Raw genomic sequence first — 14,474 nt, forward strand, 5'->3', positions numbered from 1 at the left:
CCGCTTATCCAGCTTCTACGGCAGCAGGCCCGCAATCGCCCCCAGCAGGATCGATTCCTGGAACGGCTTCCCGAAGTAAGCGTTGACACCCAGCTGCGTCGCGTAATTGCGGTGCTTGTCCGCGCTGCGCGACGTGATCATGATGATCGGGATGCCGCGCGTGCGCTCGTCGCTGCGCACGTTACGGGTCAGGTCGAAACCGTCCATGCGCGGCATCTCGATATCGACCAGCATCAGGTCCGGCAGGCGTCGCGCCAGCTGCTCGTTGGTCTCGTAGTGCAGCTGTTCCAGCGCGTCCACGCCATCCTTTGCCAGCAACACCTTATAGCCTTCCCGCTCCAGCAGCCGCTGCGTGACCTTGCGCACTGTCAGCGAATCGTCGACGACCAGGATCGTACGGGCAGCCGCTTCGGCAGCCGGCAGCGTGGCCGGCGCCGCCACGCGCAGCTCGGGATGCTCGTCCAGGTGCTGTTGCAGCAGCAGCGGATTGAGGATCAGCACGATCTCACCGGAACCGAGCACGGTGGCACCGGCGATCCCGGGCAGCCGTGCCAGCTGCTGTCCGATATTCTTGACGACGACCTCGCGGTTGCCCAGGATCTCGTCGACCTGCAAGACCATGCGCTCGGCGCCGGAACGCAGCACCAGCACGGGTGCGGAACGCTGCGCCAGCGGCCGGGCTGCGCCGTCGCCCAGCAGCGTGGCCAGGTATTGCAGCGGCAACATGCGGCCGTGCACTTCCAGCGTGCCGCGCTCCTGGACATTGGCGCGCACCTGCAGCACCTGTTCGACCAGCACGGCCGGCACCGCGTGCGTCCTGCCGCCCGCGACCAGCAGCACGACCTGCGTCACCGCCAGTGTCAGCGGCAGGTGGATCGTGAAGCGGGTGCCCTGTCCACCGGTGCTGGCAGTGTCGACACGGCCGCCCAGCGCCTGCGCTTCCGAGCGCACGACGTCCATGCCGACACCGCGTCCGGCCAGCTCCGTCAGCGTATCTGCCGTCGAAAAGCCGGGCTGGAAGATCAGGTCCGCCACCGCCACGTCATCCACCTTGTCGGCATCGTCGGCAAGCAGTCCCAGGCTGCGGCCCTTGGCGCGGATGCGGTCCAGGTCAAGGCCGCCGCCGTCGTCGGAAAACTCCAGCACGATCTCGTTGCCCTGCTGGCTGACCTGCACCAGCAGCTCGCCGGTTTCCCCCTTGCCGGCCGCCACCCGCGCCGCGCGCGGTTCGATGCCGTGCACGATGGCGTTACGCAGCAGGTGTTCGAACGGCGCCGCCATCCGTTCCAGCACGCTGCGGTCCATCTCGACCGAACCGCCGCGGATGTCCAGGTTGACGCGCTTGTCCATCTCCTTGGCCGTCTGGCGCGCCACGCGGTACAGGCGCTCGGCGATGCTGCCGAAGGGGACCATCCGCACGCGCATCAGGTCGCGCTGCAGATCGCGCGTCATGCGCGCCTGCTGCACCAGGTCGTCGCTGGCGCTGTCCACCGAGCGCGCCAGGCTGTCGTGGAACGAGCCCACGTCGTCGACGCTTTCGGCCATCATCCGCGTCAGTTCCTGCAGCCGCGTAAAACGGTCGAATTCGAGCGGATCGAATTCGCGCTCGCCGGCGATCGACAGGCGCGACGCAATCTGCGACTCGGCCTGCACCTCCACCTCGCGCAACTGGCGGCGCAGCCGGTTCAGGTTTTCATTGAAGTCGGCCAGCGAGGTGCGCAGCACGCCCACCTCGTTCTCCAGCCGGGATCGGGCGATTGCCACCTCGCCCGCCTGGTTGACGAGCCGGTCAAGAATGTCGGCGCGCACGCGAACCAGCGGCGCGGGTGCACTGCCGCCTTCGGCCGCCGGCACCGGCTGCGCTTCCTCCACCGGCGCGGGGTGCTGCAATTGCTCGAACAGCAGCAGCGCATGGTCGTAATGCCCCAGCAGCTGTTCGAACGCGGACGGCGTCGCGCTGCCGCCGGCAGCCATCGACTCGACGTGCGTTTCGATTTCATGCGCGTGCTGGCCCAGCCGCATGGCGCCCGCCATCCGCGCGCTGCCCTTGAGCGTATGCAGTACGCGCTGCAGCGTGTTGGCGTGCGCCAGCTCGGCCGGCGCCGCCTGCCACGCGCGCAGCGCAGCGCCCACCTGCGGCAGCAGATCGGCGCCCTCCTCCAGGAACACGGGCAGCAGGTCGGCATCGAGTTCGTCGTCCACGGGTGTGGCCAGCGCATCGGATCCGGTCGGCAGCGCCAGCACTTCGACATCCGTTTCCGCGGCAGGCGGTTCCTCCGGCTGGACTGGCGCTTGCGCCGCCGCGGGCGGCAGCGGTTCCGACACTGGTTCCATCGCTGGTTCCAGGCCCTCTTCCGGTTCGACGGCGGGCGCTTCCGGCGCTGGTTCCCCAACCGCCTCCGGCTCGGCGCCAGGCGCCGCGAGCGCGCCCGAGAACAGGTTGTCGATATTGTCGGCCGGCGCCGCCGCCTGCGTCAGCGGCGGCTCGGCAAACGCATCGTCGAAGGCGGACGCGAACAGGTCGTCGATGCTTTCGTCCTGCGTGGCCAGTTGCGGGCGCAAGGGCAGCGGCGTGCCGCGTGCCGGCAGCGGCGGGGGATCGGCCAGCAGCGCGCGATACGTGTCCGCGAACAGCGCATCGAGACGTGCCGCCAGTTCGTCCACCGGGGCCGGTGGCGGCGTTGGCTCTGCCGTTGCCTGCGGCGTGGGCTGTGGCGTTGCCTCCTCGGCCAGCATGCTGTCCAGCCGCGCGGCCAGCACCTCGCCCGAGGCCGGCGTGCGAGCCAGGTCCCCGCGCAGCTTGTCCAGCGCAGCGATCAGTTCCGGCTGTTCGGCCGGCATCTCGCCCGCCGCGAAAGCCTTCACCATCTGGCGCATGCGCGCCAGCGTGAAGTCGAACAGGTCGTGCTGGGCCGGATCCGGCTGCACCACCGGCTCCTGCTGCGCCTGCAGTACCACTTCCAGCGCATACGACAGCTCGCGCAGCGCCTTGAAGCCGACCGTGGCCGAAGCTCCCGTCAGCGTGTGTACGGCCTGCAGCGTGTTGGGGTCGAGGCTGCGGCCGGGCGCATCGCGCCACGCGGCAAACTCGGCCTCCAGCCGCGCCGTCAGATCCTGCGCTTCGGCCGTGTAGATCGAGAACAGAGCGCCGGGGACGGCCAGGCGACCGACAAACACCATGTCGTTGGTCGCCCGCTCCGGCTGGCCCGCCGTCGCCGCGTCCTCCGTTGCCGCCTCGTTCATCGCCATGCTATCCGTCATCGGTTCGGACGGCACCGCTTCGTTCGTCGCCGCTTCGTCCGTGACGTATGGCGCCGATGGCGGCGGTTCGAACGCCTGCGGCACCCGCGCCGGCACGAACTGCCCGCCTTCGCGCACGCGCGCGGCCGCGTCAATCACGGCGGACGCGCTGCGCGGCGAAATCCCCTTGGCCACCAGCTCGCCGACCCAGGCATCGAGTTCGGCGGCGACCCATTCCAGCAGGCCAAACAGCGCCTCGGTGACGGGCCGCTCCTCGGCCAGCCACACGTTCATCGTCTTCTCGACCGCGCCCGCGCTGTCGGCGAACTGGTTCAGTCCCACCATCCGGCCGCTGCCTTTCAGGGTGTGGAACGAGCGGCGCAGCATCGCCAGGTTTTCCACAGTGCCCGCATCGAGGCGCGGCTGCGCCAGGGTCATGTCGATAAACGCCAGCACTTCCTGCGCTTCGCCGATGAATATTTCCAGCAGCTCCGCTTCGATGGCCGCGTCGGCCGGGCCGCCGATGCTTGACGGTGGCGCTTCGGGAACCGCCAGCGGGGCCGGAGGCGGCACCTCTTCCTCCAGCACGGGAATCGTCTCCGCGCCGACGATCTTGCGGAACGGGATGGCGCGGAACGTCCCCTGCGCCTCGTCGAACGCGAATCGCTCCCGGGCGCCGTCCGCGTTCTGCGCCAGCATGTCGACAAAGAACCCCAGCGCGCCGATATTGCGGGCGATCGCCTCGAGCGTCGCGGCATCGGCCACGCCGTCGGCGATGCGCGCGACCTCGTTGCGCACGTGGCGCGCCGCGCGCGCCGCTTCTTCCTGATCGGCCACCGCCAGCGCGCCTTCCAGTCCGTGCATCACGCTGTCCAGCGAATGCAGGTCCGCATCGCCCGCGGCGTGCAGGTCGTCCAGCACCTTCTCGACGTGGCGCAGCGCCGTCTTCATTTCCTGCGCCAGCGCGATCGCCGTGTCGTCCTGGCGCAGCCGCTGCGCCAGGCCACTCTGCCATTGCGCCGGTTCGGGCGGCACTTCGCCGGCCACCAGCGCCTGCAGCCGCGCCCCGATCGTGTCCGCATGGGCCACGAAGTCGTCCGGCAGGTGGCGGATCTGTTCCAGCCCGTGGCCGGCGAACAGCAGCGCCGTTGCCATCTCCAGTCCCAGCTCCTCGCTGCGTCCGGATGCGGCAGCCGTGTTGGCGGTCAGCGCCAGTTGCCGGATCAGGGCGCCCAGCGCGGGCACGTTCAGCTTGTCGCTGGCGGCGGAAACGAGTGCCAGCGTCTGGCCGAATTCGGCGTTCAGCGACGCCGGCGCTTCCGGTTGTTCCAGGCGCTGCCAGAGCGCGCGCGCCTGCGTCAGGGCTGCCTTGGCCCGCGCCAGCGCGTCCAGGTCGAGCTGGCCGTAGCGTTTCGTTTCATAGTCGGGCGGGACGAGACCCTCCAGGTGCCAGGCCTCGCGCACCTGTCGCGCCAGCGGCGGCAAGGTGTCCGGTGCGGCGGCAGCAACCAGGAACAGCGCGTCGCGCAGCACCGCTTCCGGGGTCTCGGGCGTGCCCTGCGCCAGGCGGCGCAATTGCAGATTGACGTGGCCGAACAGCTGCTTCGCATACAGCCCGGCGGGCACGTGGCCGGCCGCGACCAGCTCCGCGAACGACTGCAGCGCCAGCCAGAACGCATGCGCCCGCGCGTCCGGCTGCGCGGCCGCCACGTCCGCGAGCACGTCGCGCAGCGGCGCCGCATGGGCGGCTTCGCCCGACTTCAGGTACGGCAGCAGCGCCCGCTCGAAGCGCAGGCGCAGCGCGCCGAAATCGGCCGCCGTGGCGCCTTCCGGCACCGGCATCGCAGCCCAGCGGGCCAGGTCCGGGAAGAACAGGTCGGCCGGATGAATGCGCTGCGCGCCCAGCAGCGCCTGCATGTCGCGGTAGAACGGGAACAGCCGCACGGGCTGGAAGGGGGCACCGCCCAGCAGCTCTTCGAGGTATTCGATGACGGCCTGGTACAGCGCGGCGACAACCTGCACGTGTTCAAGGCTGCATTTGAGCGTGCCCGCCTTGAAGTGCTCCAGCGCCTCCTCGGCCAGCTGCGTCATCAGCACGACGCCGTCGGCATCGACCATCAGCAGTGCGCCATGGGCCTGGTGCAGGTGCGACTTGGCGTGGCGCAGTGCCGTGGCCTGATCTTCCGGTTCCAGCCCGCCCGCTTCGAACAGGGCGGTGCGGGACCGGCCCAGCGCTTCGCGGATCTCGACCATGACCCAGGACAGCGGGCCGGGATCGAACTGGTTGGACATCGAAAAATCGTGTTGGATCATGCTTGCCTCGGGCTTGTTCAAGATACGATGCGGAACCGCGACACGGAGTTTTTCAACTCCTGCGCCAGCACCGACAGCCGGTGTACCGACTGCGCCGTGTGCTGCGTGCCTTCCTTGGTCTGTTCCGTCACCTGCAGAATATGCTGGATGTTGCAGGCCACGTCGGTGGCCGACGTGGCCTGCGTGCCGGTGGCCTGGGCCATGCCCTGGATCAGCTCCGCCAGCCGGTTCGATACGTGCGAGATGTCTGCCAGGGCAGTGCCGGCCGCGTCGGACAGGCGCGCGCCCTCGACCACGCCCTGCGTGGATTTTTCCATGGCGGCGACCGCGTCGTGCGTATCGGCCTGGATGGCGCGCACCAGCGCGCCGATCTGCTTGGCCGCCTCGGCGGACCGTTCGGCCAGCCGCTGCACCTCTTCGGCCACGACGGAAAAGCCGCGCCCCGCCTCGCCGGCCGACGCGGCCTGGATGGCCGCGTTCAATGCCAGCACGTTGGTCTGTTCCGTGATGTCCGTGATCAGTTCCGTGATCTCGCCGATTTCCTGCGACGATTCGCCCAGGCGCTTGATGCGCTTCGATGTTTCCTGGATCTGCTCGCGGATTTCATGCATGCCGGCGATCGCGTCCTGCACGGCGTCGGCCCCCTGCCGCGCGGCGGCGACGGACTGGCGCGCCACGTCCGCCGACTCGCTGGCCGAACGCGACACCTCCGTGATTTCTTCCGCCATGCGCACCACGGTGGCGCTGGCGTCCCGGATCTCGCGGGCCTGCTGCTGCGATGCGTTCAGCAGTTCGCTGGAGATGCCCTGGGCGTGGGTGGACGCCTCCGTCACGTGTTCGGCCGTCACCGTCACACGCCCGACCAGGCCGCGCAATTCCTCGACCGTGTAGTTGACGGAGTCGGCGATCGCGCCCGTGATGTCTTCCGAGACGGTGGCCTGTACCGTCAGGTCGCCGTCCGCCACTTTCTGCAGCTCGTTCATCAGGCGCAGGATCGCCGCCTGGGTCTGCGCATTGGCGGCGCGGGCCTCCTCTTCATGCTGCTGTGCCAGCCGGCGCATCTCCTCCGCTTCCTGGCGACGCCGTTCCGCGCCGCGCGTGCGGCTGTATGAGTCCTGCAGAAGAACGCGGCCGATGGCGGCGCCCGTCAGCAAGCTCGCCAATCCGGCGGCCACCATGAACCAGAACGGCCAGCCCAGCGCTTCCTGCTGGCGGCGGTATGCGTCCAGCAGCGCCGTCAGGTTCCGGCGCAGGTTTTCGTTCTGCGCGAAGATCAGCCGCTCGGCGTTTTTCGCGGCCGCGAACTTGTCCAGCCGCGTCAGGATGGCATCGGTCTGCGCCTGATACGGCTCGAACTGCGCGCGCAGCGCCTGCAGGCGCTCGCGCTGCGCCGGATCGCGCGTGGCCGGCAAGCCGAGGCTCGCACTGCCGTTCAGCAGCCCCTCGAGCGTGATGCGAAAGATCGTCACGTCGCGCCCCAGCTGGAACGCCGTTTCCGACGCCAGGTTCCCGGCCGTCAGGAACTCGCCGGCGCCGCGGCTCATGCGCTGCGTCAGCATCATCAGGCGGCCCAGCGCCGCCATCTCGCGCGCCCCGGCGCCACGCTGCAACCGGGCCGCGGCGATCTCCTCCGTCAGCGCCAGCAGCCGCGGGGACGCCTCGTTCATCAGCTGCAGCGTCTTGTCGACTCCGGCCAGCGCGCCGCGCTGGCGCAGGATCGTATCGGCCGCCTTGCCGGTGGCGGCCCATTGCGCCCGCGCCCGCGAGACGGCCGCGCGCAGCTCGCCGCTGGCGGCGCTCACGTGGCTGCCCTGGTACGTGCCGCCGCCGGCCATCAGCGCCAGATCGTTGGCCAGCTCGCGCCGGCTTTCGTCGAGCTGGCGAAAAGCTTCCGCGTTGCCCTGCACCGCGTTCGGCGCCGCCTTGCCGATACGCTGCGAATGCATCAGCGCGTCGCCGGCCAGCTGCGTGCCGAGCGCGCGGGCCGCGCCGTAACGGACATTGAGCGCGACCAGGGCGGCCGACAGCGCCAGACTGACGGCCAGCGTGCTGACGAGGTAACTGAGCTGACGCGCGGGCGGCAGGTGGCCGATCAGCGGCAGGCGCAAGCCCATGCCCGTGTCGGCCGCGGCGTCGGCCGAGGCACCGCGGCGGCGCAAGGCATCGCGCAGGCGCAGCGGCGCTTCCGAGTCTCGGGACGACATTGCGCCCGCAGGCCGGGCAAACTGGGAGTCGCCGTACGTGCCGAGTTCCGGGTCCGGGCCGCTGCGCTTTTGCTGCCGATCCTGCTGCTGCCGATCCTGCTGCTGCCGGCCCGCCCGCGAGAAAATCCTGAAAGCCATTAAAACCCCTCTCACCCGTGGTGGTTGGCCGGCTACCGGCCCACGTGCAGGAAACGCGGTTCGCGTACGAGCAGGGCCAGGTCGAGGCGCTGCCAGGCTTGGCCGGCGCTGTCGGTAAAGGACTGCGCCTGCCAGCCCGGTGCCGCGCTGTCCATCGGTACCTCCGTCATGTCGGCCAGCTTGCGCAGCCCGAGCACGCGGGCGACCAGCAGCGCGCACGGCAAGCCCAGTGCGGGCGCGAACGTGACGATGCGCGCCTCCGGTCCCGGTGGCGTCGCCGCTTCGTCGCGGTAACGCGCCAGGTCGACAATGCCGGTCAGGTTGCCGCGGATATTGGCCAGGCCCAGATACCAGTCGCACGTCAGCGGAACGGTGGCAATGGCCTGGTGCGACACGATCTCGCCCACCTGCGTCAGGTCGAGCAGGTAGTGGCGTTGGCCGATCAACACCCCCAGTTCGCGCCCGACGGCCACGGCCTCGCCCTGCGCAGCCTGCATGCGTTCCAGCAGTTGCACCTGGTACTGGCGCAGGCGGCTGCGGCGTTCGCCGCCCGCCTCGCCGCCGTCGCTGTCGCTGTCGTCCGCATGGTCCGGCAGGTCCGCGCCGCCGGCCAGCGTCTCGTCCGCGTCGCCCGTCATCTAGACCAGTGCCGCGATCTTGGCCAGCAGCTCGGCCGCGTCCACGGGCTTGACGAGATAGTCCTTGGCGCCCTGGCGCAGGCCCCAGATCTTGTCGGTTTCCTGGTTCTTGCTGGAGCAGATGATGACGGGGACATCCTGCAGCGCCGGATCGCGCGCAATCGAGCGCGTTACCTGGAAGCCGTTCGCGCCGGGCATTACGACATCCATCAGGATCAGCTGGGGTTTCTCGACACGGATGCGCGTCAGCGCTTCCTCGCCGCTTTCCGCCGTCGCCACCTCGTAGCCGTTCTTTTCCAGGATATCGGTCAGGTAATAGCGCTCGGTGGGCGAATCGTCGACGATGAGTATTTTCTTGGCCATGCTTGCCTCGCTGGTCTTATTGGCCCGGGCCGGTGTGCTCGCGCACGGCGGCCAGCAGGCTGTCTTTGCTGAAGGGTTTGGTCAGATAGGCCGACGAGCCGACCATGGCGCCGCGCGCGCGGTCGAACAGGCCGTCCCGGGAGGACAGCATCAGCACCGGAACGGCATGGAATTTCGCACTCTTCTTGATCAGCGCGCAGGTCTGGTAACCGTCCAGCCGGGGCATCAGGATGTCGCAGAAGATCAGGGCCGGATGGTGGTCGTTGATCTTGGCAAGCGCGTCAAAGCCGTCTTCGGCCAGCACGACCTGGTAGCCGGCCTGGCTGAGGAAAATCTCGGCGGACCGGCGGATGGTACTGCTGTCGTCGATCACCATGATTTTCATACCTGTCGCTTGCGGCGTTGTCGTCATATCCGTCCGTCGTGACCCGATGCTCCCCCGTAAATGGCATCTGAGGCGTACGATAGCACAGGGGTGCGCCCCATGGCGGACAGGTTTTTTATACTAGCGGTATGACCAATATTCAGACCGGAAAGATAACACGTGAAAGGCGCTTGCTCTGGCAAAAGCGCGGACAGCGCAGCGGTGGCCGCCGTGCACGGCGGCCATCGGCGTCAGATCGCCACCATCTCGAAGTCGTCCTTGCGGGCGCCGCACTCGGGACACGTCCAGTTCATCGGCACGTCGTCCCAGCGCGTGCCGGGCGCGATGCCCTCGTCCGGCAAGCCTGCTTCTTCGTCGTAGATCCAGCCGCAAATAAGACACATCCAGCTTTTGAATTCCTGTGCCGCGCCACTTTCATTGTTATTGCTGCTCACGTTCTGCCACCCTCAATAAAGTAAAATGCCGAATCGGGTATCTTAATCTACTGGCCGTGCAAAACCAAACTTCTCCTCTCATACTGACCTTCGGTGTGGCCGACCCGATCGGCGCGGTGGGCGTGCATGCCGACCTCGGCGTATTCGCGGCGCTGGGCTGCCAGGGCCTGTCGGTAACGACGGCGCTGCTGATCGGCGACAGCGCCAGGGTCGAAGACCAGCAGCACGTGGAGCCGGACTGGGTTTCCGACCAGGCCAGAGTCGTGCTCGAAGACGCCCAGGTGGCCGCGTTCAAGATCGGTGCCCTGGACCATATGGAACACATCTCGTCGATCGCCGAAGTGGTGTCCGACTATCCCGACGCGCCGCTGATCCTCGATCCGTTCGGTTCGCAGCTGCCCGCGCTGGCCGAGGAGACGGACTTCGAGGAACTGCTGACGGTACTGCGCCAGCTGCTCGTGCCGCAGGCCACCCTGCTGATGCTGTCGCAGGTGGAGCTGGGCCATATCGCCGAAACGTGGCGCGACCTGGCCAACGGCGAAACGATGGCCGACGACGCCCAGCACCTGATCGACCTTGGCTGCGAATACGTGCTCGTGACGGGCACGCCGGCGGGCACCTCGCGTGCCGAATCGGGCCTGCGCGCCAACACGCTGTACGGCGACGGCGGCATCGTCCGGCACGACCGCTGGCAACACCTGGCCGGCCCGTTCATCGGCGCCGGCTGCACGCTGTCGGGGGCGATTGCGGCCTACATGGCGCAGGGGATCGACGCGCCGCGCGCCGTCCAGCTGGCGCAGCAATACACCCACAATACGCTGCTGCACGCGCGCCGCTACGGCATGGGCCGGCTGGTGCCGGCGCACTTTTACGCGCTGCACGCGCCGGCCGGAAATCTGAACCCGGCAACGGCCGCGCACCTGGCGCCACCGGCGCGCAGAAGCAGCAGCACAGATCGCACCAACAGGACCAACAGGACCAAGCAATGACGACTTCAAAGAACGACACGCTGTTCGAACGCGCCCAGAAGACCACGCCCGGCGGCGTCAACTCGCCGGTGCGCGCGTTCCGCTCCGTGGGCGGCACGCCGCGCTTCATCACTCGTGCCGAAGGCCCGTATTTCTGGGACGCCGACGGCAAACGCTATATCGATTACATCGGCTCGTGGGGACCGGCCATCGTCGGCCACGCCCATCCCGAAGTGGTGCAGGCCGTCCAGGATGCCGCCACGCGCGGCCTGTCATTCGGCGCGCCGACGGAAGCCGAAGTGCTGATGGCCGAGGAAATCTGCCGCCTGGTGCCGTCCATCGAGCAGGTACGCCTGGTCTCCTCCGGCACGGAAGCGACCATGAGCGCGTTGCGCCTGGCCCGCGGCGCCACGGGCCGCGACAAGATCGTCAAGTTCGAAGGCTGCTACCACGGCCACGCCGACTCCCTGCTGGTGAAGGCTGGCAGTGGCCTGCTCACGTTCGGCAATCCCACGTCGGCCGGCGTGCCGGAGGACTTCGTCAAGCACACGCTGGTCCTGGACTACAACGACGTGGCGCAGATCGAGGAAGCCTTCGGCAACTTCGGCAGCGAGATCGCCTGCGTCATCGTCGAGCCGGTGGCCGGCAACATGAACCTGATCAAGGCGTCGCCCGAGTTCCTGCAGGCCCTGCGCGAGCTGTGCACGCAGCACGGCGCCCTGCTGATCTTCGATGAAGTGATGTGTGGCTTCCGCGTGGGCCTGGGCGGCGCGCAGGCGCTGTACGGCATCCTGCCGGACCTGACGGCGCTGGGCAAGGTCATCGGCGGCGGGCTGCCCGTGGCGGCCTTCGGCGGCAGCGCGGAACTGATGAATCACATGGCGCCGCTGGGCGCCGTCTACCAGGCCGGCACGCTGTCGGGCAACCCGATCGCCGTTGCCGCCGGCATGACGACGCTCAAACTGATCCAGCAACCGGGCTTCTACGAGAAGCTGACGGCCAGCGCCAAGCGCCTGACCGAAGGCCTGACGGACGTGGCGTTCGAGGAAGGCATCGCCTTCTGCGCGGACTACGAGGGCGGCATGTTCGGCCTGTACTTCAGCGAGCAGCCACCGCGCAACTACGCCGAAATGATGGCCGGCGACCGCGCCCGCTTCAACACCTTCTTCCATGCGATGCTGGACGAAGGCGTGTACTTCGCGCCGGCCGCGTTCGAGGCGGGGTTCGTCTCCGCCGCGCACGACGATGCCGTCATCGACGAAACGGTCGAAGCGGCCCGCCGCGTATTCCGTGCGCTGAAGGCTGCCTGATCCTGCTCCGCAAGCCGGCTCGCTTAGAGCCGGCTTAATCCTGCCGCGCATTCCTCATTTGTAACAGCTTTGACACGTTGCTCACGTGTCGGCGCTGATACACTCCGTTCCCATATGAAACCACCCCCTGCCACTTCGCGCTGACGCGCGCCGTCCCTTCACGTCGGCGCCGTGCGCCCCTGTACCCTGTACGAGCCGACCATGAAACTGCTGCAGAAACTCACCGACAACGACACCGTCAAGGCCCTCGGCCCCGGCCTCATCACCGGCGCCGCCGACGACGACCCTTCCGGCATCGCCACCTATTCGCAGGCGGGCGCGCAGTTTGGCTTCAACATGCTTTGGACGCTCGTGCTGACGTATCCGCTGATGGTGGGCATCCAGCTCGTGTCGGCGCGCATCGGCCTGGTCACGGGTCGCGGGCTGGCCGCCAATATCCGCCGCGCCTATTCGCCGGCGCTGCTGTACTTCATCGTGTTGCTGCTGCTGGTGGCGAACATCGTCAATATCGCCGCGGACGTGGCCGCGATGGGCGAAGCCCTGCGCCTCGTGACGGGCTTCGGCTCGGCCCACCTGTATTCGCTGGCTTGCGGCTTCCTGTGCCTGACTTTGCAGGTGTTCCTGCCGTATCGCGTCTATGTGCGCTACCTGAAATGGCTGACACTGGGATTGCTGGCCTATGTCGGCACCGTGTTCGCCGTGCAGATGCCGTGGCGCGACGTGGCGGTGGCGACGCTGATGCCTCATTTCACCTGGGACCGGGCATCGGTCGGCCTGATCGTCGCCATTTTCGGCACCACCATTTCGCCTTACCTGTTCTTCTGGCAGGCGTCGCAGGAAGTCGAGGAACTGCGCGACAGCCGCACCCAGTCATTGCGCCGTGCGCCGGAAGCGGCCGCGCGGCACCTGCGCCGCATCAAGCTGGATACGTTCATCGGCATGGCGTTTTCCAACCTGGTCGCGTTCTTCATTATCCTGACGGCCGCCGCGACACTGGGCGTGCACGGCATCACGGATATTCAAAGCTCGGCCCAGGCAGCGGAGGCACTGCGCCCGATTGCCGGTGAATTCGCCTTTGTCATTTTCGCGCTGGGGATCATCGGCACGGGCATGCTGGCCATTCCCGTGCTGGCCGGCTCGGCCGCCTATGCCGTCACGGAGAGCTTTCGCTGGACCAATGGGCTGGACCTGAAGGTGCTGGAAGCGCGCGAGTTCTACGGCATCATCTCGCTGGCGACGATCGGCGGCATGGCGCTCAATTTCGCGCCCATCGATCCGATCAAGGCGCTGATCTGGTCCGCACAGATCAATGGCGTCATTGCCGTGCCGATCATGATCGTCATGATGCTGATGGCGCATAACCCGGCCGTGATGGGCCGCTTCACGCTGTCGCGGCGGCATACGTTCTTCGGCTGGCTTGGCGTGGCCGTGATGGCCGTGGCGGTGATGGCGATGTTTGCCACCAATTGAACGTCGGGGCAGGCCGCGCGGCCTGCCCCGGTATTATTTCAGCCAGCCCCGGTGGCGGAAATACAGGAAGGGTGCGATGGCGCTGGTGATCATCAGGCCGAGCGACCACGGATAGCCGTATGTCCAGTTCAGTTCCGGCAACAGCTTGAAGTTCATGCCGTAGACGCTGGCGATCAAGGTCGGCGGCAGGAATGCCACGCTGGCCACCGAGAAGATCTTGATGATCTTGTTCTGGTTGATGTTGATGAAGCCGACGGTGGCGTCCATCAGGAAGTTGATCTTATCGAACAGGAACGATGTGTGGCCGTCCAGCGATTCGATATCGCGCAGGATCTGGCGCGCTTCCTCGAACTGCTCGGAATTCAGGAGGCGCCCCCGCATCAGGAAACTGACCGCGCGGCGCGTGTCCATCATGTTGCGGCGGATGCGGCCGTTCAGGTCTTCCTCGTGGGCGATGGCGGACAGCGCATCGGCCGCGTCCTTGTCGGTGAACTCTTCCTGCAGTACGCGGCCCGACACTTCTTCCAGGTTCTGGTAGATGCCTTCGAGCGCGTCGGCGGAATACTCGGCGTCCGTCGCGTATAAATCCAGCAGGACGTCCATATAATCGGCGATCGAGCCGGGACGCGAGCGTGCGCGCATGCGCACCAGGCGGAACACGGGCAGGTCGTCCGTATGGACGGAAAACAGCATTTTCTTGGCCAGGATAAAGGCGACGGTCACGATGCGGGACGGGCCGTCGTCTTCTTCCAGCAGGAAGTCCGTGCGCAGGTGCAGGTCGCCGTTCTCCGCCTCGTAATAGCGGGCGGAGGCCTCGATGTCCTTGACTTCGTCCTCGCCCGGCAGGATCACGCCGTACATTGTCTTGACCCAGGCGCGCTCGTCGTCGTTCGGGTCCGTCAGGTCGACCCAGACCGGCGCCACTTTTTCAAGGTCTTCGCGCGTCTCGATGGGCACCTGGTTGAGCCGGCCATTTTGTAAAACGAATACGTTGATCATAGGCACACTCTC

The 14,474-nt window shown here is 67.5% G+C and carries 10 protein-coding genes; 3 read left to right on the forward strand and 7 right to left on the reverse strand.

The window, feature by feature from the left end; translation table 11 throughout:
- Positions 1–15: 15 nt before the first annotated feature.
- The 6 genes from E1742_RS12130 to E1742_RS12155 all read right to left on the reverse strand — a co-directional run bounded on the left by E1742_RS12130 (position 16) and on the right by E1742_RS12155 (position 9,664).
- Positions 16–5,553 (reverse strand): hybrid sensor histidine kinase/response regulator, encoded by a 5,538-nt coding sequence (locus E1742_RS12130; protein ID WP_229466748.1) that lies wholly within the window; start codon positions 5,551–5,553, stop codon positions 16–18.
- 17 nt (positions 5,554–5,570) lie between these two features.
- Entirely contained in the window at positions 5,571–7,757 is a 2,187-nt protein-coding gene (locus tag E1742_RS12135; RefSeq protein ID WP_134388142.1) for a methyl-accepting chemotaxis protein, read from the reverse strand.
- 170 nt (positions 7,758–7,927) lie between these two features.
- The gene (locus E1742_RS12140) at positions 7,928–8,533 is read right to left on the reverse strand and encodes a chemotaxis protein CheW (RefSeq protein WP_134385115.1); all 606 of its coding nucleotides are present in this window, start codon (positions 8,531–8,533) and stop codon (positions 7,928–7,930) included.
- Positions 8,534–8,896, reverse strand: coding sequence for a response regulator transcription factor (locus E1742_RS12145; protein WP_134385117.1), 363 nt, complete (start codon positions 8,894–8,896; stop codon positions 8,534–8,536).
- Positions 8,897–8,912: 16 nt separating this feature from the next.
- Positions 8,913–9,308 carry a response regulator gene (locus E1742_RS12150; RefSeq protein ID WP_134385119.1) on the reverse strand — a complete coding sequence of 132 codons (396 nt, stop codon included), beginning with the start codon at positions 9,306–9,308 and terminating at the stop codon, positions 8,913–8,915.
- Between the two features lie 203 nt (positions 9,309–9,511).
- On the reverse strand, positions 9,512–9,664 hold the full coding sequence (locus tag E1742_RS12155; RefSeq protein ID WP_134385121.1) for a rubredoxin: 153 nt from the start codon (positions 9,662–9,664) through the stop codon (positions 9,512–9,514).
- 107 nt (positions 9,665–9,771) lie between these two features.
- Here E1742_RS12155 and thiD point away from each other — a divergent pair, with 107 nt between their 5' ends.
- The 3 genes from thiD to E1742_RS12170 all read left to right on the forward strand — a co-directional run bounded on the left by thiD (position 9,772) and on the right by E1742_RS12170 (position 13,463).
- Positions 9,772–10,704: a bifunctional hydroxymethylpyrimidine kinase/phosphomethylpyrimidine kinase gene (gene thiD / locus E1742_RS12160; RefSeq protein WP_134385123.1), complete on the forward strand. Its 933-nt coding sequence runs from the start codon at positions 9,772–9,774 to the stop codon at positions 10,702–10,704.
- Positions 10,701–11,993 carry a glutamate-1-semialdehyde 2,1-aminomutase gene (gene hemL / locus E1742_RS12165; RefSeq protein WP_134385125.1) on the forward strand — a complete coding sequence of 431 codons (1,293 nt, stop codon included), beginning with the start codon at positions 10,701–10,703 and terminating at the stop codon, positions 11,991–11,993. The genes thiD and hemL overlap by 4 nt, the downstream gene beginning before the upstream one ends.
- Positions 11,994–12,194: 201 nt before the next feature.
- The gene (locus E1742_RS12170) at positions 12,195–13,463 is read left to right on the forward strand and encodes an Nramp family divalent metal transporter (protein ID WP_134385127.1); all 1,269 of its coding nucleotides are present in this window, start codon (positions 12,195–12,197) and stop codon (positions 13,461–13,463) included.
- Positions 13,464–13,496: 33 nt separating this feature from the next.
- On the opposite strand, the gene corA is transcribed toward E1742_RS12170, so the two are convergent.
- The gene (gene corA, locus E1742_RS12175; RefSeq protein ID WP_134385129.1) at positions 13,497–14,462 is read right to left on the reverse strand and encodes a magnesium/cobalt transporter CorA; all 966 of its coding nucleotides are present in this window, start codon (positions 14,460–14,462) and stop codon (positions 13,497–13,499) included.
- Between the last annotated feature and the right edge of the window lie 12 nt (positions 14,463–14,474).

Source organism: Pseudoduganella plicata, assembly GCF_004421005.1.
Taxonomy (GTDB): domain Bacteria; phylum Pseudomonadota; class Gammaproteobacteria; order Burkholderiales; family Burkholderiaceae_D; genus Rugamonas; species Rugamonas plicata.